Annotated in this window: 1 pseudogene; it reads right to left on the bottom strand. The window is 48.4% G+C overall.

The features are described 5' to 3' along the window. Positions 1 to 31: 31 nt before the first annotated feature. A pseudogene (locus tag BUB87_RS13945) lies at positions 32 to 1,163 on the bottom strand (hypothetical protein); the annotation flags it as partial.

Raw genomic sequence — 1,163 nt, forward strand, 5'->3', positions numbered from 1 at the left:
AAAAAAAAAAGAGCAGGTTTTACCCTGCTCCTCAGAATGAAATCGTCTCGCTGTCTTTCATGGACTTGTCAAAGCCCGGATCTGTCTTCGTGCTGTCCTGATAGAAGCTCACACCGTATCCGTTCACGGGCACCTTCACGTACACACAGAAATACTTGTTCGTGCCGTTCAGATACACTTTGAAGTATATCGTCGAATCGGGTTGGCCTGGTTTCGGGTACTCAAAGGTGAACGTTGCTTTGTTGTGTGCCAAATCCAGCTGTGTATCGACCGGATATATTGTCTGCCAGTTGTACTCATCCGGCACGTTGTTTGTGTACCTGTGTATATCGTGCAGCGCAACCACATCCGTTACCGTTGCGGGAGTTGTGACTTCCGTCGGTCCGTCGGGCATATCCACTATGCTTCCCACCCTGACGTTCTGCCAGCTTATCGTGATGGTCATATGTGCAGGCACGTTGTTCACGTCCTTATGCCATTTCGTGTAAACGTATGTCGGCGTCTTCGTTATGGTTATAGTTGCATGGACATCGTCTGCTGTAGGTTGCTGCACCATAGGCGGCGGTGTCGGCTGTACGGGTGGCTGCGGATTGCCGTTTGATGAAGGCGGATTGTTCGGAGGATTATTGTCCTGCGGTGGTGTTGGATTGCTGTCATTTTGAGGCTGCGGTGTCGGCTGTTGCGAAGGATTATCCGGCGGCAGTATAAACGACGCCTGGCCGTTGTTCGTAAGCCTCACTATTGCGTTCTGAAAATCTGTATAATATTGTTGAACTTTCGGATCGTTTTTATTTTGTTCAACCCAGTTCAGCAAATCCCGCATGTATATATCCTGGCCCATATATTCCCATGTCTGCGGTGAAAGTGATTTGGCAAACATATCGTAAAGTGTGTTAAAGGCATCCAGCTGTTTTTTGTAGTTGGGGTTGTCATAGTTTATTGTCCCCACTATTTTTGTATTGCCGTTTTGATTCGTGGTTAACATATTTGCTGCCATAGTGATAGAAAGGGTTTTAGCCCAATCGGTGCCGGTTACATAGTTCAGCCCTTTTGCAGGGTCCCAGTTAACGGTGCCGTTTACAACCGCATCCGTACCTCTTGCAAAGCCGATCATGTAGACGCCGTGCTGCGCATCGTACGGTATTCCGGCTTTGTCGAATGCG

Source organism: Caldanaerobius fijiensis DSM 17918 (assembly GCF_900129075.1).
Lineage (GTDB): Bacteria > Bacillota > Thermoanaerobacteria > Thermoanaerobacterales > Caldanaerobiaceae > Caldanaerobius > Caldanaerobius fijiensis.